Here is a 23,814-nt window from a genome sequence, read left to right as displayed (position 1 = left end):
CTCAACCCATCCAACGCCGCACCGGTGCGGCCGCTTCTTCAAGAGGTTGGCAGATCACGTCAATAAGGGTCGGCCCCTCATGGGCGAGGGCTTCCGTCATGACCCTGCCGAGATCCTCCGCATTTTCCACCCGCCAGGTTTTCAGGCCGAAGGCTTCAGCGACAGCCGCCTGGTTGGTCCGGTTGAAGTCCACATTGTAATAACGCCTGTTGCAGTCGGCATATTGACTTGCCTTGATCCAACCGAAGGCCGAATTGGAAAAAACGATATAGGTGATAGGCGCATTGGCGCGAACAACAGTTTCCAATTCACCGCAGGCAAACGCAAAGGAACCGTCTCCCATCATGGCCACGACCTTGCTGTCCGGCCGTCCATACCAGGCCCCGAGCGCGGCAGAGAGCGCATAACCCAACGCACCATGCGCACGGTTGGTGATGTATTGCCGGCCAGGATGCTTTTGCTGCGAATAGGCATTGTAGTAGGGGCAGCTCGTTCCCGGATCCGAAACCACGATCGCATCATCAGGAAGCTTTTTGTTCAACGTGTCGATGATCTGTTCCGGGACGATCTCACCGGTTTTGCCTCGGGCGAGCTCCTGGAACTTCGCGAATTTGCGGTCCTTGATATCGGCAACCTTTGCGGCGCCGCCGAATGCCGGCAGTTCACCCGGGCGCACATCGAGATAGCTGTTTGCCGTTTCAAGAGCGAGTTTCAGATCCGCGACCACGCCGACTTCGGTCGGATAGTTGGCGCCGATCACCATGGGATCACTGTCGAAATGCACGATCCGCTGCCCAGGCCTGGGTGCCTCCCAGCGCGACGTGGTCGTGGAACCGGCACGGCATCCCATGAAGACAACCAGGTCGGCTGCCTCCATCAGTTCCCAGGTTTCGTCCGTTCCGCCATTCGATCCTACGACCCCGAGGGAAAGCGGGTGGGTGTCAGCGAGCGACCCCTTGCCGGAAATGGACGTTGCAACGGCCAGATCGAGACGCCTCGCCAGACGGTCCAGGCTTTCCATGGCACCAGAGATTACAACGCCGCCACCACAAACGATCAGCGGGGATTTCGCCGTCAGGACGGCTTCAACCGCTGCCTCCACTGCGCCCGGTTCAGGAGCGCCGCGGTAGGCGGGAAAGGTCTGATGTCTGGGATCGCCCCAGATATCTTCTGAAGCAACAGGATCATACTGAATGTCATACGGCAGACCGAGATGGGAGGACCCAGGCCTGCCCGTTGTCATCGCGCGGAAAGCCTGGCGCACCATGCGGGGAATATGATCCGCCCGCTTTATGACCGTATTGAACTTGGTCAAAGGGCGCATCAACGCTTCCTGGTCAACCTCGGTCAACGGATATTTGCCGTAGGATGCGACCGAGATGTCGGTCGTGATCGACAAGACCGCATAAGAGCTCTCGTTCGCTTCGATAAGCCCTGGAAGAATGTAGGTGGCTCCTCCCCCTGACGGGCCTTCGCATACGCCGACCCGCCCGGTCACGCGCGCATAAGCGTCCGCCATATAGGCCGCACTGCGCTCGTCCCTTGTGAGGACGTGGGTAATGTCGTGATCGAGGGTAAACATGGCGTCATAGAACGGCAGCGTCGTGTCACCACACAGCCCGAAGATGTGCCTGACGCCGTGTGCCTCTAGCGACCGCACCATCGCTTCGGCACCATTTAACGCATTACGAATGGTTTCTCCCAAGCCAGACGCCTCCCTGGGACAGCAATCCTTAACTGCACTCAATATTGTATACAGCTCTGTAGGCAAATGTGAAGGCGCAAATGTTCACAAAACCCGTTTTTTGATCTATCAGGAGACAACGCGATCGGATCGGCAGGGCAGGAACACATGACTAAACGTCTCAGCAGCGTTGACCGCGTCTACGAGACATTGCGCGACATGGCGATCCATTTCGACTTCAAGCCAGGCGAACGCATCAACGAGTCGGCTTTGACAACAAAGCTCGGCACCAGCCGGACACCTCTGCGCGAAGCGCTCAACCGCCTGGTTGCCGAAGGATTCCTGACGCTTGCGAAAGGTCAGGGCTTTTTCTGCCGCCCGCTTGAACCGGCAAAAATCCTGGAGCTTTACCAGGCCCGGTGCGCGATCGAGACCGAGGGAATCATCCGGGGCATCGAAAATGCCAGCGACGAAGAAATCCTGGCGCTTTGTGACTATCTCGACGATTTTGAAAAGACGTATTTCACGTCAACAGATCTGACGGAGGTTCTGCAGCAGGACGAAGAATTTCACCTGCGCCTTGCCGCACTGTCCGGCAATGGGGAACTCGTGAGGCTGCTCAGCAACCTGAATGAGCGTATTCGTTACGTGCGCCTCATCAACTTCCGCCAGATCCGCGAGCAGATGAAAGACGGCGAAAAAGAAGATCCGTCACTGCCGGCTCATCGCCGGATCGTCGATGCGGTCAAGCGCCGCGACACGGATGCGGCCGTCAAAGCGCTCCGCAGTCATATCGAACGGCGCAGCGGCGAAACCATCGAGCTCGTCCGCCTCGCCTATTCGCAGCTCTACGTGCCGAGTTACTGAGAGATGAGCCCCGCAGCAACGAAGCGTGACCTGCGTCAGGGAACAGGATTTTCACCAGCGCGGATCATCCAGCTCCAATGCAAAACGGGCTGGAGCGAGGCTTTGCTGGAACCAGAGTACATAGTTGTAGATCGAATAGACGGGTAAGCCCGTCAACCGGCGGATATCTGCGGCATAGGGCACCATGTTTGTGCATTCCAGGACAATGGCACCCAAGTCGCTATTGTTCGCGACGAGTTCCCTTGCTGCATCGCGCATGTCCTCAAGGCAAGCTGAAAAGTCGATTTCAGGCGCATCACCCAGAATGTCCCGCGTGAAGACTTTGCCGCGTTCCGTGCCGACAATCGGTGTGTCCAGCGGGACATTTGCCGCTTTCAAATGATCCTCGGTGAGGGTTTCCCGGGATATGGTCAGGATGCCGACCCGCCTGCCGGGAGGCAGCGTTGCCTGGACCATCGGAACCTGCATCAGGGATGAGGTTGCCAGCGGGACATCTATCTGCTCAGCCAATTGATCCTGCAGGATCGACAGGAACCCGCAATTTGTCGTAATGCCGTCGCAACCACTTGCAACAAGGTCCTTCGCCGCCCCGATAAAGGTATCCAACAGCGGACGTGCATCGGACCTTACAACAAGATCGGGCGATGCGCCGCGCACGACCCGGTATTGGACAGGGAAGGGCCAGGTCAGGGCGTTGCCCATGTCACCTGGAATGCGCGGAAAGCGCGTTTCAAGCATCAATATGCCGACACTTGCACCGTAAACGGTTTTCCCGCCGCGCTGAACCGTCACTGCCATTTCCTTCGTGGTCGAGGATGCGCCTCCTTCAAGATATACATTTTTGAACGCAGGTCTGTATACAATTTATTTTCCGGTAGTATCAACGCAGTCGAAACTGCTGGAGACCGGACCCAAAGGCGTCTTCAGAGAGGATTGCCGGATCGCTTCTTCGACAGGTACTGAGGACGGAAGAAGGTTAAATAAAGCAGAGGGACTAGGAGGAACGATGCGGGTCCCGGTCAGGACCCGCTGTCGATGTAAACGACTGGTTTATCAGTGAAAGAAAGGGGAGCGGCATTTCTTGCGCGGGCCGTTATATGGCCGGAACGTGTTGTCATAGGAATTATAGGTTTTGAAACGCTTGCTGCACCAGCCGACATGCTTCTGCCATGCTCTGTTTTTGCCGTATCCGAAGCCGTAAAACGGTTTTACCTTGACGTAGCCGAAGCTCTTGCCGTGGTGTTTTCCATAGCCATAGTTTCCGGCAGACGCGGTGGAGGCACCGGCTACGATCAAAGAGACGGCGACTGCTGCCAGAGAAAAAGTTTTAACAATCGATTTTTTAAACATTACTGCATCCTTGTGTTTTTGCGCGCTGGTCACTTCTGTCGTGCCAGCGAGCATCACGTAAGAATGCAATGAGGTGTTTGCCTGTGACGGGCGACACGCCAAACCGGCGGGCCCCAAAAGGGCCTTGCTGCTTATGGAAGCAACCGACCGTCCAGATCAGTCGTCTTCGGCTATCGCTTCAAGCGCCTCTCTATTGTCAATGATCAGCCAACCGTCCCGTAGTGTGATCAATTCCGCCTTCTGCCACTTTCGCAGACAGCGATTCACGTTTTCACGGGTGTTTCCAATCATGCTTGCAAGCTCGGACTGGGACTGTGAAAGTTTTTTCAGCGGCTTATCCTCTGAGCCGGGAGGCGTCACCGTCAGGCGGATTACAAGTTTCGCGAGCCGCACCGGAAGATCCAGAAACGCGATTTCGATCATGCGCTCATCCGAGCGCCGGACGCGTTGACACAGGAGTTCGATCAGCGGAATGGACAGGCCGGGGTTGCGCTGCAGGACATCCAGGAGGGAGCGCCTTTCGAGCACTATCAGCGTGCAATTGGTGAGAGCCTTTACGCTGGCGGAGCGCTCACCACCGTCGAGCAGCGCTATCTCCCCGAAAACATCGCCGGCCTGCAAGTCGTTGAGCGTAATCTCGCGCGCGCTCGGCGTCAGCATGCTTACCCGCACAGAGCCTTCAGCGATCGCCATCATGCTTTGCCCCGGGTCGCCCATGGTAAAAATGGTTTCTCCGGATTTGTAGCGCTTCACAAAGGCAAAACTTGCCAGTTCCCGCTTTGCCTGGTCGTCAAACGCATCGAACACGAAACTCTTGCCGAGAAGTTTCTCCTTGTTGAAATCACGGTCGACTTCCATGTTCTGCTCTCTTTCTGCATTATTTCGGCTTAAATCGCTTGCTACAACATTAAGCACATATACGGATCGACATCGTGGTATGGATCCAACGGGGTCGATAAAAGACATTTTCGGGAAGGTGACAATGAGAAACTTCGTCCTGCTCACGGTGCTCACGCTTCTGATCACTCTGTCACCTCAAGGAGCGGTCGCGCAATCACTCGTTGGCTGCACGGCATCGAACCTGACAGATCCGCCTCGCATCGTTTACCAGTGCGAAGGGGGCGTGGTTCTGGAAGCCGAAGCCGCTGCAGCGCTCGGCATCGTGACATCAGGCGCTGACAACAGACCGACGGACGTGGACGTGTCGTCCGACGCCGTGTTGATAGAAGTCGCACCCGGCAGCGGACCGTTTCAGATCCGGACACCGCACGCAATCGCGGCCGTGCGCGGAACAGTCTATGCCGTCGACGTCGAGGACGGAAAAACCGCCGTCTTCGTAAGTGAAGGCGAGGTTGCGGTCTCTCGCCCGGACGGGTCCGATCAGGTTCTTTTGGGTCAAGGCTTCGGAGTTGATGTTGCGCCCGGTGAACCGCTTGTCGCTCGCGAATGGGGCGCCGAGAGGGTCAGAAATCTCCTAAGCCGTTTCGGTCGATGAAATCGACCGTTCCGCGCTGGATTGTTGCCCTTGCTTTCGTAAGTGGCCTGGCTTGGAGCGGATATCTCGCCCAGCGGCATCTTGCAGGCACCGCGAGCGTGCTCGACAGGTTCGAGACTGTTTTGCTTGATCTGCGCATCATCCTGACCGGTGAGCGGAAAGCTCCGAAGAACGTGACAATTGTCGCGATCGACGATCAAACGGTATCGATCGTTGGAAAATATCCGCTCACACGGTCACAGCTGGCAGAGCTGGTCGGGAAGATCGAGGCTGCCGGAGCCCAGGCGCTGGCGATCGACATTCTGTTGTTCGGCGCATCGGACAGTGCGGGCGATGCCGCCCTGGCAAAGCAGTTCAAAGCCCTGCCGGTGGTGATTGCCGCGGCAGGGCACAGCGGGAACATGTCTTCGTCGGCGAGTTTCGTGCCGACCGTTGCAAGCATCCTGCCACCCACGCCGGAAATCGCCGATGCCGCCGAAGTGGGCCTTGCAAATGTCGTGACAGATACCGGCGGTACTCCCAGGCACATCCCGCTCCTTTTCCTGACTGACGCAGGACTGCAGCCATCCTTCAGCCTCAAGGCACTGGAGCTTTATTCAAACAAGACGCCCATTATTACCGAGTCTGGCCTCAGAACGGGCAACCGCGATCAGGTTCTTGATGCCGGTTGGCATCTTGCGCTCAACTACTATGGGCCGGGCGGGACGATCCGGACGGTCAGCGCCGAACGTCTGCTCACCGACAAAGCCCCGGATCTGACCGGTCAGATCGTTGTTCTGGGCGTCACCGCGACCGGTGTCGGCGACAGGTTCGGCACGCCCTTCGACCCTGTTTTGCCCGGCGCTGAAGTGCAGGCAACCGGCATCGCCAATCTTCTTGACGGGACTGCGCTTGCCCGAAACGACATCATACGGCTTGCGGATGGCACCGCTGCAATTGCCATCACCGTTCTCGGCCTTGTTGCGGTCGCCTTTCTACCGCTCGCACCGGCGTCCGTATTCTACATCTTTCTGCTGGCCTGCTGGCTGCTCGCGGGTTTTTTACTTTTCGGGCAGTCGCAGTGGCTGAATGGCGCCCTGCCATTTGCCGCCAGCCTGCCGCCGGTGGTCGGGCTCCTGGTCACAAGGCAGATTTTTGACCGGTTCCATTCGCGGCGGCTGATGCAGGCCCAGACAGCATTGAGCCGCTTTCAATCTCCACGGCTCGCCGATCGCATTGCCGAAGATCCGGACTTTCTTGCTCACCCGCGAGAACAGGACGCGGCCATGCTGTTCATCGACCTGTCGGGTTACACCGGGCTTAGCGAACAGCTCGGCCCCGTCAAAACCCGCGATTTCCTGAAAACCTTCCACACGATCGTTGTCGATGTCGCCGACAAAACGGGCGGCGCTGTGCTGGATTTCATGGGCGACGGTGCCATGCTCGGTTTTGGCGTTCCCGATGCATCGCAAACCGATCCGGTCAACGCGGTGCGCTGTGCGTTTCAGTTGGAAAGCACGATTAGCGGATGGTTGGGAAACTCCAACGCGGCAACGCACATCAGCGCTGTGCGCGTGGGCGCACATTTCGGAAAGGTTGTGCTCTCCAGACTAGGACATGACAGGCAGCAGCAGATCACGACGACCGGCGACTGCGTCAATGTTGCCAGCCGGTTGCTGGAGATCGCAAAAGGCCACGATGCGTCAATCGCATTTTCGGTGGATCTGCTCGACGCGGTAGCCAGCCGGTCGGGCAACAGGATGCCGACACCGCGACTTGAAACCGTCTCGATCCGTGGACGCCAGCAGGATTTGCAGGTTGCGCTGTGGCGGACCGGGGAATTTCCCGCCGTTCCAGTTCGCGTTTCCGGATATTCCTGAACGCCTTGGCTTATCCATGTGCAAGCGCTCTTCATCGCAAGAGGACGGCCGGCACGTCAATGTACCAGCCGTCCGCGCGCTTCGTTGGTGCAAGGCAATTGCCTAAAGTATCTTGTAGAGAGTCATGTCTTTCTTAAGCATGTGATGAAACAGTACGGCACCTATGTGAAGCGCGAACAGGGCAAGCAGGATCCAGGCACTCCAGGCGTGAATGGCTGAAAGCGTCCAGGCGATATCCGGGCTCTTGCCGATGGGACTCCAGACCTGAAACAGACCAAACCATTTCAGCGGAAACCCGTGTGCATTGGTCGCCAGGAAACCAGAGACCGGCATGATGATCAGGAAGAGGTAAAGCAGACCATGAACCGTTGTGGCAGCGTAACGCTCCAGAGCCGGTCCTTCGTGCGGCGGCGACACCGCCGTGAGCTTGTTGCCTACCCTCAAAAGCATCAGCCAGATCACCAGAAAACCGAAACTTTCATGGAGAAGGTAGAAAGTCGAAACCACATCCTTTTTGGCAAAACCGATCATCAGCCCGAGGGGCCAAGTCACAAGGACAAGGACAGCAACGGCCCAATGCAACAGGCGCGCCGGAGTGCCGTAACGGGAAACGGACTGAACTGATTGTCCGCCGATCCCGGACATTCCTTCTGAAACCATTCGTTCTGACACTGCCCACTCCTGTTCCCGCTGTTCGTCATTGCATTGACCGTCTTGGCCGCGTGTTGCCGTAGCATAGTGGATTCATCCACCTTTACACGCATCTTGCCGCCAAACGTTTCCAGCAATCGAAAGACTTTCCGTCCGTCGATGATCAAAACGTAAGGCATCACTTGCCGCACGACCTGTGACGCGCGACACTGTCATTTGACGAAAACAAAAAATTGGGATGAGGACCGTCGGGACCCTCATGGCCGTGGCGGATCGACGTTTTCCGTGCTGGAAAGTCCGGTTGTTACGTGCGGGCTTTTTCGAATGCCGCCCACGCCGCTTCGAACTTTTCAAAATCGAAACCAGGTTCCCGGGCCGGGGCCAAAACGAGCTGTTCCGTGTCCAGAAGCTTACGGATCGCGTTCGCCAGATCGGGGATCACTGTTTCGGGGACAACCAACGCGCCGTGCCGGTCCGCATGGACAAGTTCGCCGGGATGAATGTCCAGACCGAAGATCTTGACGGGTCCATCTATTTCCTTGACGTGAACATAGCCGTGGCTCGGTCCAATCGATCCGGCAACGACCGGAAACCCGTCCGGCAAGTCGCCAAGATCGCGCATGACCCCATTGGTCAACGTTCCTGAGAGCCCCAGACCCTTGTGCACGGTCGTGTTGATTTCCCCCCAGAAGGCGCCGATGGCATTCGGGAAATCAATGTCCTCAACGACAGTCAGCGCCGGGCGGGGTCCCTCGGACATGTACCGGTAGTAATCCATCCGTCTTGCCTTGATGACTTCAGGCGGTTCGGTCGGCGGTGCCAAGGCGGAGATCTTTGCGGTGCGCGCGAAGCCCACCATGGCAAGGGCCGAAGGGTCGGAAGCCAGCATGGTCCCGCGCGTGAAACGGTTGAAGCCGCGTTTTCCCTCCGCCACTTCAATCGCATTGCACACTGTCGGCGTGTCGACGGATTTCAGGAGGTCCAGGAGCTCGGTGTTCATTGGATTTCCAGCCAGGTCTTGAAGGCCGCGTTCACGGCCTCGGGTTGTTCGAGGGTCGGCAGATGGCCTGCTTGTTCAACGATCCTGAGATCGGAACCCTCGATAAGCGTGTGCATCAATTCATGCCGCTCCAAAGGGCAGAGCCGGTCTTCCTTGCCCATCAGGATCAGGGTCGGCATTTTCAGCGCTTTCAGCGTTTCCTGCTGATCAGGCCGCGTTTGAAGAGCCCTTGACTGTCGCTCGAAAACCTCGGGACCAAGATCAAGAGCCATCGCCATGCACACCTCCAGGACGTCCTGCCGCAGCGGGCCATTTGCGAGGTAATTCGGCTTGAGTTCGTCTCTCATCACCTCGCGCAGTCCGCCTGCCCTTACCTTGTCGATCTGTGGCTCGCGCCGTTGCTTGACTTCCTCAAGTTCCGCCCGGGGATTTGTATCCAGCAAGGCCAGTCTCAAAACCCGGTCCGGAGCCTGCTTCACGACTTCCATCGCAACGATCCCGCCCATTGAAAGCCCGGCCAGCGCAAATTGCGCCGGTGCGCTCGAAAGAACATCTGCGGCGAGCTCTTCTACTGTGGCGCAGTCTGTGATCGGAGCCAGATGAATTGGCACGCTTCCAGACAGCGCGGCAATCTGAGGGCCGTAGAGCCGCGCATCACACATCATGCCCGGAAGCAGGACGAGTGGGGTCACGCATGTCCTCCGGCAATTGCGGCACCGTCGGCAAGTGCCTTCAGCTTGGCAAAGGCGATCTCCGGATCAACAGCGCCAAAACCGGCGAAAGTCCCGAAGCCGCAGTCCGATCCGGCGATCACCCGATCGGCGCCGACAATCGGTATGAACCGGTCCAGACGCTGCGCGACCACTTGTGGGTGCTCCACGAAATTCGTGGTCGTATCGACCACGCCCGGCACAAGAATCTTGTCGTCCGGAATTTCAGATTTGCGGTCACGGAAAACGGTCCACTCATGTGCATGTCTGGGATTGGACGTCTCGAACAGCACGTAGCGGGCACGCGCCGACATCAGGGTCGAGAACACCTTGTCCATGGAAATGTCGCAGACATGCGGGCCTTCGTAGTTCCCCCAGCAGATGTGAATGCGCACCTTTGCCGGGTCAATGTTCTGAAGCGCATGGTTCAGCGCATCGACGTGGCTCGCCGCGATCTTCAGGAATTCATCATCCGACAGATCGGTGAAGAGCATATGCCTTGACAGGGCGAGGTCCGGACAATCGAGCTGCAGGTTCAGTCCCGAAGCGACGATGGTCTCGTATTCCTCCTTCATGACGTCTGCGAGCGCCTGCAGATAGGCTTCCCGAGACGGGTAGTAATCGTTCTGGAGAAAGAGCGAAATCACCCCGGGCGAGGCCGCATTCATGAAACCGTGTTCCGCCCCGTGTTCTGCCATTGCAAGTTTCAGATGGCGGATGTCCTTGATCAGCTCGCCCTGCCCCTTGGAGCGGACTTCGCCGGTGCACATCGGACGCGCGTATTGGGGTGTGCCGCCGCTTTCCGCGATCCGTTTCAGAAAGCTCGGATACATCTTCAAGTCGGCGGGCGCATTGCGGGGACTGTCGCCGGAAAAACCCGTGTAGCGGTCTTTCACATAGGTCGCATAAGAGATTTTGGAGGTCTCGCCGTCGCTGACGATGGTGACGCCAGCCTCGACCTGCTTGCGCACGGTCTCCGAAACGGCGGCCGCCATGGCCGCATCAAAGGCAGCCTCGTCATAGGCTTCGCCCTTTTCCCGGGCAAAGATAAAGTCGACGACTTCCTGTGTTCTCGGCAATGAGCCGACATGGGTAACGTCAATCTTGCTCATGGTCTCCCCCAGTGTTTCCGGCATATTCTTTCGCCATGCCTTTGATATGTTTCGAACTGCTATGACCTGTCTGCGCCTTCCAGGGCAAGCGGGGCGCGAGCCGTGACGGGCGTCTTGGTCAACCACCGTCTGCGAAAAATTCGCCGGGGCAGCATTGAACCTTCATCAACTAACCCAGGTCGGTCCCGCCGGATCATCGGTGTTCATGACACGATACAGGCTGGCTTCGCCGCTCATGGAGGGCACGAGGCTGTGTTCGAGCCCCGGCGGCACAGCTGCTGTGTCACCCGGCGCAAGTATCTTCTCGCCTTCTGCCCAACTGAGTTTCCAGTGGCCGCGCATCACCATCAGAATTTCATGACTGGCGAGACTGTAGCTCGTTTCCGGAATTGATCCGCGGGTCAGGAACTCGACCTCAAAACCCGGTTTGTCTTTCAGCAGCCCGGCTTCGCCGATTACCCGGCAGGGCGTTTTGGCGGAGAGTGCCGTCATGTCCCAGTAACGCGCAACATAGTCCCTGATGACGGCTTCATTGCCCGGTTCGGGAAAGGCCTGAAGCTGTTCGTCAGTCAAAAGCGGCATCGGCTTGATGCCTTCCGGCAGCACCTGCCCCTTCTTTGTGTCGTAGAGAACACCGTTTTCGCCGAGAACAAGACCATGATCGGCTGCGTCTTCAATGACCTGGGGCGCCCAGGTCACGCCGCCACCGGCATCATCACCACCAAGGATCGCCATGATCATTCCGTAGTCGGTGCCGATGTTTTCAAAGCCTCTGAAGATGCCCGTCGGGATGTTGAAAATGTCGCCTTCTTCCAGAACAACTTCACCGGCTGATCCCCAACGGCCCCAGAAAAACCGCCAGCGGCCCTTCAGGACAAAGAACACCTCTGCCGTAGTATGCGAATGCAGCGAGTTGCGGCATTTCGGGGGCTGGCCTGCCGCCCCGATATTGAAGCCTGGCGTTTCCTTGATATGCACGTGCTGGTCCGGACTTTCGGAGACCCCGCCTCCGATGATTGTGAAATTTTCCTTCTGATCCGAGCCAGGCGTGTGGGCATCGATAAATGCCGTGCGGCACGGTTTCAGATCGCCATAGCGTACAATCCGGCTTTCCATTTCTTGAGGGGTCATAACCAACCTGCCTGTTTGCTCACATCATCCAGTTTTCAGTGCGATCTGCTTCCAGATCGCCGTCTCGTCAAAAAGCGCGTATTCGCGTCTCAGCCCCCAGGGACCGAATTCGGCGTGGCACGCGCCCATGACGTAGACATCTGCCCCGGAGGGTTCCCCGAAGGCGCCCCAACCATCATGTTTGCCGGAGAGCGACCAGCGGATGGCCGCACGCGGCGGCATCAAGGGATCGTCGCGTCCGATCTGATGCTCAATCTTGAATTCGGCGGACGGAAAGCTGGACCGCAGTCCCATCCAGAACCTGTCTGCAGCGGCCCAGGAATAACCGTTGACGAAACCGGGATAGGCAAGCTCGCACGCGCGGTCGTATTCCGCCTCGATCGCCGCCATGTCCGCATTCATGAGACGGCCCAGAATATCGGCGTATTTCGCGCCCCATTCACTGTCGTTGCCCTTTCCCGTGTAGGGGCCGGCCTTGTCCATCGCTGCCGTAAAGGGCCGGACGCAGTTTTCCGGTCCGCCCTCGCGCGCTATGAGATCACGCGCATAGTCTTTCGGATCCCATCCCATTTGCCGGACAATTGCACCCTGGTCGCGGATCAGCCATTCGTCGTTGATCTGATTTTCGATGGCGTGGCAGTCGGCGATGATCCGGTATTGAAGTTTCTTGCCGGTCGCCTTTCCATAGACGCCGTCACCGAGATGGGTCGCGGTTGAGATGATACGGTGGGACGACAGCATGCCGTCTTCCGGTGTGCCGGACCAGATGACGTCTTCGCCGTAAAGGGTCCGGTCGGGAAATTCCGACAGGGTTGCCATCGTCGCGCCAATCACATCCTTGTTGCCGACCACGAGCGAGCCCGGCGACCGAACGATGATGTCGCTGGAATAGTAGTGATGCAGCGTCGCGATCTTGCGCTCTTCCCAGATCTCCTTCGTAATGCCGATTATGTAGTCCGGAAAATCCTTCCAGCGCGGGTCAAAGCCTTTCATCGGGCCATCCTTCGGGTATGCGCGCGGAGCCGCGAATCATGAGCGGTCCGTCGATCTGTATTTTCTGAACGTCGTTGCTGCCCTCTTCGATCCAGCCAAGCAGCGTGGAGACAGTCGCTTCCACCATCCGATTCGAAGGCTGCCGCAAGGTCGTCAGATCGTAGGCAGGCCACGAGGCGAGCGGCACATCATCGTAGCCGACCACGGACACGTCGCCCGGAACGTCGAGTTTCAGTTCGAACCGCAGGACATCCATCACGGCAAACGCCATGTGATCGTTACCGACAAAGACCGCGTCGGGCGGTTCTTTTCCGGAGAAGATTTCGCGCGTTGCCGCAGCGGCCGTCTCCCGGTTGTACATCCCGTCGATACAGCAGGTTATGTCAAGTCCAGCAGCGTTCAGTCCGGCCCGGAATCCAGACTGTCTGTCGCGGCCTGTCGACGAGCCCGACCAGCCAGCAATATGCGCGATCCTGCGGTGGCCGCCGGCAACAAGGAACTCCGCGATCTTGCGACCACCCTCAATATTGTTCGACGTAACCTGATTGAGCCGTTCGTCGTCCTGGCCACGGTTGAAAAGAACCACCGGCACCCCGGCCGCCGCGCAGCGGGCAGCCAAAGCGTTGGACATGCCGACGGATGCGGTAATGATGCCGTCGACCTGATAGTCCAGCAGTTCTCCCATCACCTTGTCGACGCCGGCGTCATCATTGGAAACCATGAAAACGAGAATGTGGTAGCCATGGGCCTGCAGCGCCGTGGAGAGCTTTTCGAGCGCGTCCGGATAAAACTGGTTTTCCAGGTAGGCGACCACCAGCCCGATGATGCGCGACCGCCCGGTGATCAGCGAACGCGCCAGAACATTGGGCCTGTATCCGAGTTCCTGAGCTGCCTTGAGCACTTTCTCCGCCATTTTGGGAGAGACCGATGCCCCTGGCGTGAACACGCGGCTGACCGCGGACTGGCTGACACCTGCCATTTTCGCAACATCAACGGACGTGACTTTCTCAGCGCGCATCAGTCCGCCGTCCAACCTCCGTCAACAATCAGCGACGTGCCTGTGACCAGCGCAGACGCGTCGCTTGCCAAATAGAGAACGGCACCCATGATGTCCTCCACCGTGCCGGTCCGGCCAAGCTTGATCTTTTCCTCGATCCACTTGACCCGGTCCGGGTTGTCGAAGGTTGCTTCGGTGAAGGGCGTGCGGATGAATGTCGGGCAGATCGTGTTGACGCGGATCTGTTTCGGACCGAACTCCAGGGCCATTGCCTTGGTGAAGCCCTCGACAGCAAATTTCGAAGCGCAGTAGACCGCCCGGTCGATACCGCCGACATGCGCCATCTGCGAGCTCATGTTGATCAGCGACCCCGGCCTTCCAGCTGCAATCAACCCCTTGGCAACGCATTGCGAAACGAAATAGGCTCCGCGGAGATTGACGTTCATAACAGCGTCGAAGTCTTCCGGCGTCGTTTCCGTTGCGGGTGTGTGACGCGCAATGCCGGCACTGTTGACCAAGACGTCGAACGGGCCGTGCCTTTCGACGCTGACCTGGACTTCCAGAACATCGGCCACGTCCAGTTGAAGCGACGAGGCCTTCCAACCCTTTGCGGTCATGGCCTCAACGGCTTCGGCAAGTTTGTCCTGCCGGCGCGCGGCCAACACCACTTCGCCGCCCGCTTCGGCCAATGCGGTCGCGCAGGCAAGTCCAATGCCCGACGAGGCGCCGGTGACAAGCACCTTCTTGTCTTTGAGCGAAAAGCTCGGCGTGGAAGGAAGGTCAATCATGTCAGGGACACTCCGGTTTCAGGATCAAAGCCAGCACGGGCCTTGTTGAATTCCCGAAGTCGCCCGAAAACGTCAACCCCCAACTGGTCGTACGCATGCAGGAGGTCAACCAGCACCCAGTTTTCTCTGATCAAGCCGTTTTCAAGCCGCCAGAAATCGAGGCTGCGCATGGTAATGCGCTTGCCGCTTGGTGCGATCCCCATCCAGCCGTCGTGACTGACAGTCTGGATCATGTTCGGCCAGCCGGTGACCGCCGCATATTCACGATCGCCGAAGAAATGATACGTGATTTCGTCGACATACTGACCACGATCCGGCATGCCGTTCAGGAACGGGATCTGATGCCACTTTCGGAAGCCCCTTATGCCACGGCCCGTACCGATGCCTGACGGACCGTACCAGCTCATGCGCGGGTGCCAGAAGCGCGGCATTTCCATCACTTCCGGACCGCCCTCAGAAGGGTGCTTTTTCAGGTATTCCAGCATGTCGATGATATGCTGGCAGGTGCGCTGACCGGATTCGGCGTCATAAGGTCCCGGCACGATACCGTTCTCGGTCGCCGGACCCGGCACATGCCATTCGCGCCCGAGACTTGGCGCCATCGGCCACGCATTCGCCTGCATCATGATTTCGGGAATGTCCCAGATCGCCTGGAACTCCACGACCTTGTCGTCCACAAAGCGATAGAACTCGTGAAAGCGCATTGCGACTTGGTGGCCCGTCGCCGGAATATCAAGCCACGGCTTTTCGAACGAACCAGTGTAGTAACCGCCACAACCGACCCAGTCGTCGCCTTCAGGCGTCGGGCCGGCCATCACAATCGTGTCGCGGCGCTCCAGATCCGGAATAGCCGTGAATAATGGCCGGAAAGCCTTGTTGTAGAAAGCACCGGCACCGACCGTATCTCCAAACGGGTGGCACAGTCTGAAGGTGGCATCCGGCGCACACAGACCCTCGAGCGTCTCACGAACAACGGCTTCCTCGAAATCATACATTGCCGCCCGCAAGGGGGCGATCAATGCCTTATGGGCCGTGTGCTTGTCCATTTCTACTCGGCAGCCTCTCCGTAAGGCACGTTTCCGCCGCCATATCTGCGAACACGAACATTTGCCTGTTCCGCGTGGCCGACAAAACCCTCAAGCATGCACAGGCGCGAACAATAGGCGCCAATCTCGGCAGCCGCGTCGTCCGTGAGCACTTTCTGGTAGGAATGCGTTTTCAGGAACTTGCCGACCCAGAGGCCGCCCGTATAACGCCCGGCCTTTTTCGTCGGCAGCGTATGGTTCGTACCGATCACCTTGTCGCCGTTGGCAACGTTGGTTCTGGCTCCCAAGAACAACGCGCCATAGCAGGTCATATTGTCCAGGAACCAGTCGTCCCGGTCGGTCATCACCTGCACGTGCTCAGAGGCGATGTCGTCGGCAACAGCGAGCATCTCGTCATAGGTGTCGCACAGGATCACTTCGCCATAGTCCTCCCAGGATTTCGACGCGGTGTCGGCTGTTGGCAGGATCTTCAAAAGACGTTCGATTTCAGAAAGTGTCTCGGTCGCGAGCTTGCGTGAGTTGGTGACCAGAACCGCTGGTGAGTTGTAGCCGTGCTCTGCCTGGCCGAGCAGGTCGGTCGCGCACATTTCCGCATCAACCGTCTCGTCGGCAATCACCATCGTCTCGGTCGGACCTGCAAAGAGGTCGATGCCGACACGCCCGAAAAGCTGGCGCTTGGCTTCGGCAACAAAGGCGTTGCCAGGACCAACCAGCATGTGGACCGGGTCGATAGTCTCCGTCCCGATTGCCATGGCGCCGACGGCCTGGATGCCACCCAGAACATAGATCTCATGCGCGCCACCAAGATGCATCGCGGCGATTACAGCCGGGTTCGGCGCACCTTTGAAAGGCGGTGTTGCGGCGATAATGCGCGGCACTTCTGCAACGGATGCTGTCGCGACCGACATATGCGCCGAAGCAACCATTGGAAACTTGCCGCCCGGCACATAGCAGCCGACCGACTGCACGGGAATGTTCTTGTGCCCGAGGATCACGCCCGGCATCGTTTCGACTTCAATGTCCAGCATCGAGGCACGCTGCGCCTCGGCGAACTTGCGCACCTGTTCCTGGGCGAACTTGATGTCTTCCATGTCCCGTGGCGAGACCTGGTTCATCAGGGCTTCGATTTCCGAGGCGCCCAGCCGGAAGGAAGCGGGCGTGTAATTGTCGAATTTCTCGGAAAGTTCCCGAACCGCAGCATCGCCGCGCAATTCTATCTCCTTGAGCGTTCCCTCCACGATGGAGCGAACCTTGGCATCGTCTTCCGAGCGTTCGGCTTCGGGCTTTCCGCGCTTCAGATACTCAGTGGCCATGTTTCATCCCTTTCACGGCGCGAGCGGAAAATCTTCTTGCGGATCTCAAACGCCACGCGCTTATCGTTTTCATTCAGTTTGCATACGTATGCAGAAAGTTCAAGTGACCTTCTGCGAAACATGAAAAACTACTTAGTTTTCCGTCACGCAGCTTTTTCTGGCGTTGGCGGGACACGCTCGCCGCGATCGAAGGACTCCCAGCCCTGACCGTCAAATACATCCTTGCCGAGCTGGGCCAGAACATGCGGGAAGTCGACCATCACCCAGTTGTCGACGATCTTGCCGTCGACCACTTTCCAGAAGTCCATGTACCGGATCTCGACCCGCTTGCCGGTTGGCGCGAGCCCCATGAACTCGCCGGAGTGAGTCGCTTCCTGGCGCCCAAAGGCCGCGGCCCATTCGCCCATATAGAGCCGGGCCTCATCGACGCAGACCTTGTCCGAAAAAGCCGCCTGAAACGGTTTTTGCCAATTGTCCTGAAATTCCTTGAGCCCGGTCTTGGTTCCGCACCCCGTGTTTCCCAGCCACCGGAAGCCTTCGGAGAAGAACTCCCCGATGTCCGCGATGCGGTGATCATTGAGGCCATCGACCATGTCCTCAATGACGCGGCGGGTGTCTTCCGTCTTGCTCATGTCCGTGTCGCGGCTCAGCACCGCCTGTTCGGGACGTGATCCCTTCATATTTCACCTGTTACTGTAATGCTTGTTGGAACGACTCAAGACCTATCCCTTCACGGCTCCGGCTGTGAGGCCCGACACGATCTGGCGCTGGAAAATCATGATCAGCAAGAACAGCGGTGCGATGATGGACACTGCCGCAGCCACGGCTTCAACCTGATCCGTCGTGGTCGTTTCCCGGTTGAAGTAGCCGGCGATGGCCGGAACCATGGTCTGGTTCTGTGCGTCCAAGAGAAGCGAACAGACCAGATAGTCGTTGTAGGCGAGCAGGAAGCTGAAGAGGCCCGTCGTGATCACGCCCGGCCACATCACCGGCATGATCACCCAGCGGAAAGCCTGAAAGTGGGTGCATCCGTCCACGCGCGCCGCCTCGTCCAGCTCATTCGGGATGTTCTGGAAGAACGAACGCAGCATCCAGATCGTGAAGGGCTGGTTGATCGACACCAGAACCGCGATGACGGCCCAGGGTTTGCCGTACAGCGTCGGCGCCGCCTCGCCGAGGAGCGGGCGCAGGATTTCTGCCGAGTTGATGAACGGCGGAAGGTAACCGGCAACAAGGACCGAATGCGGCAATGCGCGGAAGACCAAAGCGATGATCAGGATCCAGAAGGCGATGACCGATCCAGCCGAGCCCGACCTTGCCAGACCGTAACCGGCAAGGGTTCCAACCGTCAGGGACACCGTCACCACACCAACCGTTACAATCAGAGAATTGATGAAGTTCTCGTAGAACGCGTTTTCAACCCAGACCGCCTGATAATGCTCCGTCGTCAGCCCGAGGATCGGTTTGCCAAACGGGCCGAGCACGGAGTTGAGCGCACCCAGAACCGGCGGAAGGATCCCCGCGAACACAATAAGGAACCCGATTGCGAACACCAGCGCGCCGATAATCCAGCCCGGGACGAGCAAATGGGGCGGTGTGTATTTGTTGACCATCTTCGGGAGAAGCGTCAGGGCCAGGTGGATCGTGTACCAGAGAAACGCGATACCGACGATGATGCTGAAAATCGACAGTCCGCGTCCGGTCGCAACGGTTTCCGGTCCGAAAATCACGTTGAGCGGGTTCGAAGCAAAGGCGTCGATCGGGTCCTTGAAGCTCATGACCGCGATCCAGAAGATCGGGAACGCCGCGATCAGACACCAGAATGCCAGGAAGCCGGCTGAGGACAGTTGCAGCGCCATGGGCTGCTGCATGGATTTTGGCAGGCTCATACCCGTCCTCCCTTGTGATCGCGCCAGGTCTTGCGCAGCAACGGTATCAGCAGAACAACAATGCCTATCATGGTGAGCATCGCACTTGCGGAAGCGCGTGAAATCGACCGGTTTCCGCTGTCATCGGGTGTCAGCAGGTCGTAGGTCAGCCATTGCAGGGAAATGCGGTAGGCCTGGCTCGAGAAGCCGACAATCTCCTCGAAGACGCGATAGGAATCCATCAGGTGGATCAGCGAGACGAAGACAATAAGCGGCATCAGGTGCGGGATGATAACGTACCGCAACCGTTCCCAGCGGCTCGCGCCGTCGATCACCGCGGATTCGAGCGTGTCCTGGTTGACGGTTTGAAGGCCGGCGTAAAAGACCAGGAATGCAAAGGGCGCCACATGCCAGACACGGTAGAACATCATCAGGAGTTCGATTGTCCAGCCCTGTCCGAACATGGAAATGTCCCGCCCAAGCCACCACTCCAGAAAGGCCGTCATGATGCCATCGCCGATGAACAGCCAGCGGATTGACAGCGCGCCGATGACCGGCGTGATGATGAAGGGGAGCAGTGAAACGAAAATGATGGGGCCACGTATCATTCGGGTGGCATTGTTGACCGTAATCGCGATGGCCAGCCCGACACCGATAACAAGGGGAAGCGTTACCAGCGTGAATGTCAATGTGAAGCGGAGGGCCTTCCAGAAATCGATAGTCAGCAGAGCATCGAAATCAAGAGCGCTCAGGGCTTCCCAGGCACGGCCCGGCTCCAGCACGTTGGAATAGCTCTCCAGACCGACATATTTCACCGTCGTGACGACCTTGCCGTCTTCTCCGATTACCGGTTGTATTTTTGTTTCGGTGACGCATGTCTGGTTCGGAAAGCCGGGGGTGCAGGTTTCCACTTCGACCGGTTCGAACACCGGTTGCGTGACATAGAAACTCTGCATGAAAACGCTGATCAGCGGTGCAGCGATGAAGAGCAGCATCAGGAAGATGGACGGGCCGACAAAAGCGGCAAATGTCTTGGTGTTCATGCTGCCCTCCCGTGAAAGTGCCTGGATAGGGCGAAGGGCGCGGGCGCCCCTCGCAAATGCTGTCGCAGCCTTACTTGATCAGTCCGGCTTCCTTGGCCGACGTCGTGTAGGCTGCAGCGATGTCCTTCAACGTCGTTTCAGCGTCTTTCGCGCCAGTCAGGAAATCGGCGACACCGTTGCCGAGCGCTGTGTGCATCAGGCCCATCTGCGAGCTCGCCGGGTAGGGCAAAGCGCCGGCCTCAGCTGTTTGAACAACACCGAGTGCGAGAGGTCCGGGTTCGTAGCCTTCAATCAGCCAGACAGCGACGTCATTGTTTTCCTTGACCATTTCAGGTGTCATGCCATTCATAGCGACGCGGAAAGCAGCTTCAGCTTCTTCATCGGACGCATTTTTGGCGATGACGATGCCATCCCACCACAAAGTGGACGCAGCGCGCGCATTGGCGCTCGGTGCACCGGCCATCTTGACCTTGCCGACGACCTGGGATTCATTCGGATCGTCCATCGCCCCTGCGCGGCTGGCCCACAGGTTCGCCATGGCAATCTTGCCCTGCTGGAATTGCTGCTGCACGTAGGTGGAGTCCGAAACGAGATATTCCGGATCCATGTATTCGGTCAGCTTCTTGAGCATCTCAAGAGACGCAACACCCTGCTCGTTTTCAATGGTCGCGGCATTGTCAGGACCGAAGAACTCGCCGCCCATGCCGAGATACATGTTGACGAATTCCTCGCCGAGGTTCCAACCGGTCTTGAACGTACCGCCGATCGGATATTCGACGACACCGGCTTCCTTGATCTTGGCGGCCGCTGACAGCACTTCGTCATAAGTTTTCGGCACCGGGATGCCGAGATCGGTCAGAATGTCCTCGCGGTACATCAGGTGCTGCGCGTTCACCATCATGGCAACGGCCATGGTCTCGCCGTTGATCTTGATCAGCTGGTTTGCAGTCAGGTTCTGACCGTGTTTTGCAATAAGATCATCGAGAGGACGCACAGTTCCTTCGTTGAGCAGCGGAACGAGCGTTCCGTTGGCAACACCGCCGATCTGGTAGAGTGACGGGTTGGCGGCAAAGGCCGCGGGCTGCTTGGTACGGAATTCCTGGTCAAGTTCGGCTTCGAAGTCGCCGCACTTGGCCATGAAAGACGTCACCGCTTTCCAGGCTTCAAAGCCGGCGGTAAGAGACTTTACCGGTGTCGTATTGGTAAAGTCACAGGCGCTTGCCGCACCCGTGACTGCCAGCGACATCGCACCGGCAAGAAGCAGTTTCTTCAACATCTGTCAGGTCTCCCTGCTGTTCCATGCGCCTATAGGCGCTGCTCTGGTTTTTTTCGGCACAATGCCGGGTCCGGACCGGCTTAAGCGTCAATGCGCGCGCCTGTCTCGTGATTGAAAAGATGACAAATTTCGGCAGGAATGTGCAGCCCGACTTTTTCGTCGATCTCGATCCGGTAGTCCTTGTTGGCCTTTACCGAGACCAGCGCGCCACCGGCCTTCACCGTGATCATCGTAGCGTCGCCAAGCAATTCCATGGTGTAAACCGGTGCGCTGATTTCGGCTTCCGCGTTCGTTCCGGCAACAGATGCGTCTTCGGCCCGGAAACCCAGCGTGACGGGACCGTCCGGTGCGCTGAGGCCGGAAATGGACACGTTTTCGCCAGTGAAGGTACCGCCGGATAAAGTTCCTTCCATCAGGTTCATCGCAGGAGAGCCGATAAAGCTGGCAACAAATGTGTTGGCAGGCCGGTCATATATCTCCGTCGGAGATCCGACCTGCTGGATAACCCCGCGCTGCATCACCACGACCCGGTCCGCCAGCGTCATCGCTTCTATCTGGTCGTGTGTAACGTAGATGGTTGTCACCTTCAGCTCATGCTGGAGATTTTTGATTTGCGCTCGCGTCGAAACGCGTAGCTTGGCATCAAGATTGGAAAGCGGCTCGTCCATCAGGAAGACGTTCGGCTCGCGAACGATCGCGCGCGCGAGTGCCACGCGCTGACGCTGGCCACCGGAGAGTTCTGCAGGTTTGCGATGCAGGAATTCGTCAAGCTCGACCATGGCGCTCGCTCGGCGCACACGGGCATCGTGGGTCGCCGGATCGACCTTCCTCACCTTCAGTGGAAAGCGGATGTTCTCATAAACATTCATGTTGGGGTAAAGGCCATAGGACTGGAACACCATGGCAATGTCGCGGTCCTTGGGGTCCAGGTCGTTGACGACCCGATCTCCGATAACGATCTCGCCGCCGGTTGCGTCTTCAAGGCCGGCGATCATGCGCATGGTGGTCGTCTTGCCGCAGCCGGACGGGCCAAGCAGGACCAGAAATTCGCGGTCGGCAATGGTCAGATCGAAGTTGTCGACACCGACAAAGGATCCCCAGCGTTTTGAAACGTTTTTCAGCTGAATCTCAGCCACTGCGTCCCCTCCTCAGCAATCCGAGCGCCAATCTTGCATTCCTATGCAATTCAGCTAGACACAGAGGAAAGACTTTGGCAATGATTTTTTGCATACGAATGCAAAATTGTTGCTATACGTAAAACTTCGCAATTGTTGCAAGGCACCAAATGTCCGATTTCCGGCTCAAGCCACAGAGCTTTCTCGACCTCATCCTCACGGCACCAGCGAACGAGATGAGCTCTTTAATTTCCAGTCACTTAACCGACGAAGTTGTTTGGGATGTCGCCTATCCGGTAGAGCGTCTTTCCGGGAAGACACATGTTCTGGAGGCCTTCTTCGAACCTCTGAGAAGCGCTTTTTCCCATGTCCGCCGGCGCAACGAGATTTTCATTGGCGGGCCGAACCGCCGGGCGCCGGGAGGACATTGGATCGCCAGTGTTGCTCACTACGTAGGTAACTTCGAAAATCCGCTTTTCGGTGTTCTGCCATCTGATCACTTGGCATTTCTTCGGTCCGGCGAGTTCTACCGGATCGAACCGGACGGGCGCATTTCGGAAGCCAAGATCATCCTCGATCTGATCGATCTGATGCGGCAGGCCAACCGGATGCCGCTTCCAGGCATGCTCGGCACCGAAATGCTGTTTCCGGGCCCGGCAACCCATGACGGTGTCCTGCCGCTCAATCAGGGAGACGGCGAGCGGACGCTGGACCTTTGCGAAGCGATGCTTGCAGATCTCAAAGCCTACGATCCGAACACATTCACCTCCAAGGGCCAGACCGGCGAAAACGGCTACTGGCACGACGACATGCTTTGGTACGGGCCGGGCGGGATCGGATCGAACTACCGTTGGAGCGGATTTGAAAAGGATCACCGGGCCGCGTTCTTAACCGCCTTTCCGGACCGGGTCGGCGGGGACCATTATTGCCGGATCGGTGATGGCAACTACGCCGCCGTCAGCGGCTGGCCGTCCATGACCATGACGCATAAAGTCGACTATCTGGGTGTTGCGGCTACCCATAAAGCGCTCACGCTAAGGGTCATGGACTTCTACCGCTGCGCTGGTGGAAAAATCATGGAAAACTGGGTTCTGCTCGACTATCTCGACCTTTTCCGGCAGATGGGCCGCGACCTGATCGCAGAGCAGTGTTAAGGAAACACCGGCGCGCGAAGGCGCACCGGTCTCTTTTGTTATTGCCTCGTCGTCAGGCAGCAGCGCTGACGGCTCGTTTTGCCATGACGGTAACGAGGTTTGCTCTGTAGGCTGCGGATCCGTGGATGTCATTCAGCATGGCGCCGGCGTCCACCTTGATGGAAGCGACCGCGTCAGGCGACCAGTTGCCGGCAAGCGCTGCTTCCATGCCGTCGACCCGGAAGACGCCGTTATCGCCCGCCCCCGTCACTGCAACCCGCACAGAGCCGTCCTGGTGCTTGGCCACATAAACACCCGTCATCGCATAGCGCGAGGCCGGGTTCGGGTATTTCGCATAGGCCCCCTTCTCGATCAGCGGGAAC

General features: G+C 58.1%; 23 protein-coding genes and 1 pseudogene. 4 read left to right on the top strand and 20 right to left on the bottom strand.

The window, feature by feature from the left end; translation table 11 throughout:
- Position 1 precedes the first annotated feature (1 nt).
- Positions 2-1,705, bottom strand: a complete 1,704-nt coding sequence (locus ABVF61_RS11625) for a thiamine pyrophosphate-binding protein (protein WP_353993724.1) — start codon at positions 1,703-1,705, stop codon at positions 2-4.
- 147 nt (positions 1,706-1,852) lie between these two features.
- Here ABVF61_RS11625 and ABVF61_RS11620 point away from each other — a divergent pair, with 147 nt between their 5' ends.
- On the top strand, positions 1,853-2,551 hold the full coding sequence (locus ABVF61_RS11620; RefSeq protein WP_353993723.1) for a GntR family transcriptional regulator: 699 nt from the start codon (positions 1,853-1,855) through the stop codon (positions 2,549-2,551).
- 51 nt (positions 2,552-2,602) lie between these two features.
- Here the strand turns inward: ABVF61_RS11620 and ABVF61_RS11615 are convergent, their stop codons facing one another.
- The 3 genes from ABVF61_RS11615 to ABVF61_RS11605 all read right to left on the bottom strand — a co-directional run bounded on the left by ABVF61_RS11615 (position 2,603) and on the right by ABVF61_RS11605 (position 4,759).
- Positions 2,603-3,349, bottom strand: a complete 747-nt coding sequence (locus ABVF61_RS11615) for an aspartate/glutamate racemase family protein (protein WP_502949953.1) — start codon at positions 3,347-3,349, stop codon at positions 2,603-2,605.
- Between the two features lie 255 nt (positions 3,350-3,604).
- Positions 3,605-3,955: a BA14K family protein gene (locus ABVF61_RS11610; protein WP_353996401.1), complete on the bottom strand. Its 351-nt coding sequence runs from the start codon at positions 3,953-3,955 to the stop codon at positions 3,605-3,607.
- 102 nt (positions 3,956-4,057) lie between these two features.
- A complete protein-coding gene (locus ABVF61_RS11605) occupies positions 4,058-4,759 on the bottom strand; it encodes a Crp/Fnr family transcriptional regulator (RefSeq protein ID WP_353993721.1) in 702 nt (233 codons plus the stop codon).
- 124 nt (positions 4,760-4,883) lie between these two features.
- On the opposite strand from ABVF61_RS11605, the gene ABVF61_RS11600 reads away from it, so the two are divergent.
- Positions 4,884-5,396 (top strand): FecR domain-containing protein, encoded by a 513-nt coding sequence (locus tag ABVF61_RS11600; RefSeq protein WP_353993720.1) that lies wholly within the window; start codon positions 4,884-4,886, stop codon positions 5,394-5,396.
- Positions 5,393-7,255, top strand: coding sequence for a CHASE2 domain-containing protein (locus ABVF61_RS11595; protein WP_353993719.1), 1,863 nt, complete (start codon positions 5,393-5,395; stop codon positions 7,253-7,255). Before ABVF61_RS11600 ends, ABVF61_RS11595 begins: the two co-directional genes overlap by 4 nt.
- 102 nt (positions 7,256-7,357) lie before the next feature.
- On the opposite strand, the gene ABVF61_RS11590 is transcribed toward ABVF61_RS11595, so the two are convergent.
- The 15 genes from ABVF61_RS11590 to ABVF61_RS11520 all read right to left on the bottom strand — a co-directional run bounded on the left by ABVF61_RS11590 (position 7,358) and on the right by ABVF61_RS11520 (position 22,319).
- Positions 7,358-7,900: a cytochrome b gene (locus tag ABVF61_RS11590; RefSeq protein WP_353996400.1), complete on the bottom strand. Its 543-nt coding sequence runs from the start codon at positions 7,898-7,900 to the stop codon at positions 7,358-7,360.
- A gap of 310 nt (positions 7,901-8,210) precedes the next feature.
- Positions 8,211-8,906 carry an RraA family protein gene (locus ABVF61_RS11585; protein WP_353993718.1) on the bottom strand — a complete coding sequence of 232 codons (696 nt, stop codon included), beginning with the start codon at positions 8,904-8,906 and terminating at the stop codon, positions 8,211-8,213.
- Positions 8,903-9,598 carry an alpha/beta fold hydrolase gene (locus ABVF61_RS11580; RefSeq protein WP_353993717.1) on the bottom strand — a complete coding sequence of 232 codons (696 nt, stop codon included), beginning with the start codon at positions 9,596-9,598 and terminating at the stop codon, positions 8,903-8,905. The genes ABVF61_RS11585 and ABVF61_RS11580 overlap by 4 nt, the downstream gene beginning before the upstream one ends.
- A complete protein-coding gene (locus ABVF61_RS11575; RefSeq protein ID WP_353993716.1) occupies positions 9,595-10,728 on the bottom strand; it encodes a cobalamin-independent methionine synthase II family protein in 1,134 nt (377 codons plus the stop codon). The genes ABVF61_RS11580 and ABVF61_RS11575 overlap by 4 nt, the downstream gene beginning before the upstream one ends.
- A 165-nt stretch (positions 10,729-10,893) precedes the next feature.
- A complete protein-coding gene (locus tag ABVF61_RS11570) occupies positions 10,894-11,859 on the bottom strand; it encodes a cupin domain-containing protein (protein WP_353993715.1) in 966 nt (321 codons plus the stop codon).
- Between the two features lie 24 nt (positions 11,860-11,883).
- The gene (locus ABVF61_RS11565; protein WP_353993714.1) at positions 11,884-12,852 is read right to left on the bottom strand and encodes a nuclear transport factor 2 family protein; all 969 of its coding nucleotides are present in this window, start codon (positions 12,850-12,852) and stop codon (positions 11,884-11,886) included.
- Positions 12,839-13,870: a LacI family DNA-binding transcriptional regulator gene (locus ABVF61_RS11560; protein ID WP_353993713.1), complete on the bottom strand. Its 1,032-nt coding sequence runs from the start codon at positions 13,868-13,870 to the stop codon at positions 12,839-12,841. The genes ABVF61_RS11565 and ABVF61_RS11560 overlap by 14 nt, the downstream gene beginning before the upstream one ends.
- On the bottom strand, positions 13,870-14,637 hold the full coding sequence (locus tag ABVF61_RS11555; protein ID WP_353993712.1) for an SDR family NAD(P)-dependent oxidoreductase: 768 nt from the start codon (positions 14,635-14,637) through the stop codon (positions 13,870-13,872). The genes ABVF61_RS11560 and ABVF61_RS11555 overlap by 1 nt, the downstream gene beginning before the upstream one ends.
- The gene (locus ABVF61_RS11550; protein WP_353993711.1) at positions 14,634-15,683 is read right to left on the bottom strand and encodes an ester cyclase; all 1,050 of its coding nucleotides are present in this window, start codon (positions 15,681-15,683) and stop codon (positions 14,634-14,636) included. Before ABVF61_RS11550 ends, ABVF61_RS11555 begins: the two co-directional genes overlap by 4 nt.
- Before the next feature lie 2 nt (positions 15,684-15,685).
- Complete coding sequence (gene hisD / locus ABVF61_RS11545; protein ID WP_353993710.1) at positions 15,686-16,996, bottom strand: histidinol dehydrogenase; 1,311 nt, start codon at positions 16,994-16,996, stop codon at positions 15,686-15,688.
- A 143-nt stretch (positions 16,997-17,139) separates the two neighbouring features.
- Positions 17,140-17,676 (bottom strand): ester cyclase, encoded by a 537-nt coding sequence (locus tag ABVF61_RS11540; protein WP_353993709.1) that lies wholly within the window; start codon positions 17,674-17,676, stop codon positions 17,140-17,142.
- A gap of 42 nt (positions 17,677-17,718) precedes the next feature.
- Positions 17,719-18,885, bottom strand: a complete 1,167-nt coding sequence (locus ABVF61_RS11535) for a carbohydrate ABC transporter permease (RefSeq protein ID WP_353993708.1) — start codon at positions 18,883-18,885, stop codon at positions 17,719-17,721.
- Positions 18,882-19,907 carry a carbohydrate ABC transporter permease gene (locus tag ABVF61_RS11530; protein ID WP_353993707.1) on the bottom strand — a complete coding sequence of 342 codons (1,026 nt, stop codon included), beginning with the start codon at positions 19,905-19,907 and terminating at the stop codon, positions 18,882-18,884. Before ABVF61_RS11530 ends, ABVF61_RS11535 begins: the two co-directional genes overlap by 4 nt.
- Positions 19,908-19,977: 70 nt before the next feature.
- Positions 19,978-21,183, bottom strand: coding sequence for an ABC transporter substrate-binding protein (locus ABVF61_RS11525; RefSeq protein ID WP_353993706.1), 1,206 nt, complete (start codon positions 21,181-21,183; stop codon positions 19,978-19,980).
- Between the two features lie 80 nt (positions 21,184-21,263).
- The gene (locus ABVF61_RS11520) at positions 21,264-22,319 is read right to left on the bottom strand and encodes an ABC transporter ATP-binding protein (protein WP_353993705.1); all 1,056 of its coding nucleotides are present in this window, start codon (positions 22,317-22,319) and stop codon (positions 21,264-21,266) included.
- A gap of 149 nt (positions 22,320-22,468) precedes the next feature.
- Here ABVF61_RS11520 and ABVF61_RS11515 point away from each other — a divergent pair, with 149 nt between their 5' ends.
- Complete coding sequence (locus ABVF61_RS11515; RefSeq protein WP_353993704.1) at positions 22,469-23,452, top strand: nuclear transport factor 2 family protein; 984 nt, start codon at positions 22,469-22,471, stop codon at positions 23,450-23,452.
- 52 nt (positions 23,453-23,504) lie between these two features.
- Here ABVF61_RS11515 and ABVF61_RS11510 read toward each other — a convergent pair.
- A pseudogene (locus ABVF61_RS11510) lies at positions 23,505-23,814 on the bottom strand (FAD binding domain-containing protein); the annotation flags it as partial.

This window comes from Roseibium sp. HPY-6, assembly GCF_040530035.1.
Taxonomy (GTDB): Bacteria; Pseudomonadota; Alphaproteobacteria; order Rhizobiales; family Stappiaceae; genus Roseibium.
The sequence above is the reverse complement of the archived record's forward strand: the minus strand, read 5'-3'. Positions and strand labels throughout refer to the sequence as shown.

Coding starts and splice junctions, on each gene's coding strand:
- ABVF61_RS11610 (WP_353996401.1), bottom strand. CDS start 3,955: ATGCTCGCTGGCACGACAGAAGTGACCAGCGCGCAAAAACACAAGGAT.
- ABVF61_RS11550 (WP_353993711.1), bottom strand. CDS start 15,683: ATGGACAAGCACACGGCCCATAAGGCATTGATCGCCCCCTTGCGGGCG.
- ABVF61_RS11535 (WP_353993708.1), bottom strand. CDS start 18,885: ATGAGCCTGCCAAAATCCATGCAGCAGCCCATGGCGCTGCAACTGTCC.
- ABVF61_RS11570 (WP_353993715.1), bottom strand. CDS start 11,859: ATGACCCCTCAAGAAATGGAAAGCCGGATTGTACGCTATGGCGATCTG.
- ABVF61_RS11605 (WP_353993721.1), bottom strand. CDS start 4,759: ATGGAAGTCGACCGTGATTTCAACAAGGAGAAACTTCTCGGCAAGAGT.
- ABVF61_RS11620 (WP_353993723.1), top strand. CDS start 1,853: ATGACTAAACGTCTCAGCAGCGTTGACCGCGTCTACGAGACATTGCGC.
- ABVF61_RS11555 (WP_353993712.1), bottom strand. CDS start 14,637: ATGATTGACCTTCCTTCCACGCCGAGCTTTTCGCTCAAAGACAAGAAG.
- ABVF61_RS11615 (WP_502949953.1), bottom strand. CDS start 3,349: ATGGCAGTGACGGTTCAGCGCGGCGGGAAAACCGTTTACGGTGCAAGT.
- ABVF61_RS11560 (WP_353993713.1), bottom strand. CDS start 13,870: ATGCGCGCTGAGAAAGTCACGTCCGTTGATGTTGCGAAAATGGCAGGT.
- ABVF61_RS11525 (WP_353993706.1), bottom strand. CDS start 21,183: ATGTTGAAGAAACTGCTTCTTGCCGGTGCGATGTCGCTGGCAGTCACG.
- ABVF61_RS11590 (WP_353996400.1), bottom strand. CDS start 7,900: ATGTCCGGGATCGGCGGACAATCAGTTCAGTCCGTTTCCCGTTACGGC.
- ABVF61_RS11585 (WP_353993718.1), bottom strand. CDS start 8,906: ATGAACACCGAGCTCCTGGACCTCCTGAAATCCGTCGACACGCCGACA.
- ABVF61_RS11575 (WP_353993716.1), bottom strand. CDS start 10,728: ATGAGCAAGATTGACGTTACCCATGTCGGCTCATTGCCGAGAACACAG.
- ABVF61_RS11565 (WP_353993714.1), bottom strand. CDS start 12,852: ATGAAAGGCTTTGACCCGCGCTGGAAGGATTTTCCGGACTACATAATC.
- ABVF61_RS11595 (WP_353993719.1), top strand. CDS start 5,393: ATGAAATCGACCGTTCCGCGCTGGATTGTTGCCCTTGCTTTCGTAAGT.
- ABVF61_RS11515 (WP_353993704.1), top strand. CDS start 22,469: ATGTCCGATTTCCGGCTCAAGCCACAGAGCTTTCTCGACCTCATCCTC.
- ABVF61_RS11540 (WP_353993709.1), bottom strand. CDS start 17,676: ATGAAGGGATCACGTCCCGAACAGGCGGTGCTGAGCCGCGACACGGAC.
- ABVF61_RS11530 (WP_353993707.1), bottom strand. CDS start 19,907: ATGAACACCAAGACATTTGCCGCTTTTGTCGGCCCGTCCATCTTCCTG.
- hisD (WP_353993710.1), bottom strand. CDS start 16,996: ATGGCCACTGAGTATCTGAAGCGCGGAAAGCCCGAAGCCGAACGCTCG.
- ABVF61_RS11600 (WP_353993720.1), top strand. CDS start 4,884: ATGAGAAACTTCGTCCTGCTCACGGTGCTCACGCTTCTGATCACTCTG.